Below are 1,438 nucleotides of genomic sequence, written 5' to 3'. Positions count from 1 at the left end.
CGTCCGCGTGCAAGTGGTCGATACTGGTCAGGGGATTCCAGCAGAACATCTTGAGCATATTTTTGAGCCTTTAATTCAAGCTGGCCAAGATGCAAGTCGCTATCGTCAAGGTGCGGGACTGGGACTATCGATTAGCCGCCAACTGATTGAGTTGATGGGCGGTTCACTTTACGTGAGCAGCCAGCCGATGGTCGGCACCACGTTTAGTTTCACCTTGCCATTGGCCAGCGAAGAGGAAATCCAAGCAACTCAAACCTTAGTGGCGCGCGGGCACTTTCAAATTCCTGAGATTAATTTGGAAAATGGCGACGACTTATCGCTACCAGAGAACCCTGATGGCCCACTGCTTTACGTCGCAGATGATGAACCCGTTAACTTGCGAGTACTGGAAAGCTTCTTGCGCCTAGAAGGATACCGCGTTCGTACCGTTTCAGATGGCCCAGAAACGCTGGCGCTGGTTGAACAAGAAAAGCCAGAACTGCTGTTACTCGACATTATGATGCCCGGCATGAGCGGCTACCAAGTTTGTAGTGAACTACGTGAAACCTATGATCATGCTGAGCTACCGATCATTATGCTCACCGCTCTCAGCCAAACAGAAGACCGTGTGAGAGGCTTTGAAGCAGGCGCGAATGACTACTTATCGAAGCCATTCAACAAACAAGAGTTGGCGGCACGTATCCAAGCGCATTTAACAGCAAGTAAAGCGGAAATGCGCCATATGGAAAACAAAGTGCTGGAGTCAGAGCTTAGACAGCGTGCTGTCGTCGAAGCAAGCCTTCTTGAAACTCAAGGTCGTTTGTTAGAACAGCTAGAATCTGCTCCGGAAGCTATTATTTGTCTGCGAGAAGATCAGCGTATTCGTTTTGCCAACGAAGCGGCTTGTAAGCTATTCAAACGCAGTTTAGAGCAACTTAAACGCTCGTCAGCTGATGAACTGATCGCACCAAAATATTTGACGGTGAAGCAGCCTCATTATTGCGGCAAGATTGATATCTACATTGAGGATATTCGTCAAAACATTGAAGCCGACATTCTAAAACTGCCAGAAGGCTCCGGCTTAGATGTGATGTACATCTTTAATGTCGGTGGTGGAGCTAACGCCGCGCGTATTCATAACCTAGAAACTGCGGTAGAAGTACTCTCAAGTTATGCATTCGATGGTGATAGAGACCAGTTGCAGAAACTCAAAGAGCTTGGTGGAGAGTTTACTCGTTTGGCTGATAAGGCTTTGGGCAACAAAAAAGATAAGCAAGATTTGATGCGTGAAGTGTTGGTCGATGCCATGACGCATGCATTGGACTATTGGGAGTCTGTTACGGGTGAAAGTAAATTTGCGTTTGCCGAACAAAGTGGACTGTGGCGCGTCTACCTCGACCGAAGCACACTGCAAACCCGCACGCTCGATAAATACATGCGTATCGAAACTCTGCCTAAA

At 47.9% G+C, this 1,438-nt stretch carries 1 protein-coding gene; it reads left to right on the top strand.

Going from position 1 to position 1,438, the window contains the following annotated elements:
- Positions 1 to 1,438: response regulator (locus R8N28_RS24775; RefSeq protein ID WP_318183611.1), on the top strand; the 1,438-nt coding region annotated here is incomplete at both ends.

The sequence above is a fragment of the Vibrio sp. Vb1554 genome, assembly GCF_033344235.1.
Note: the sequence above shows the minus strand (reverse complement) of the source record. Positions and strands in the feature narration are given on the sequence as shown.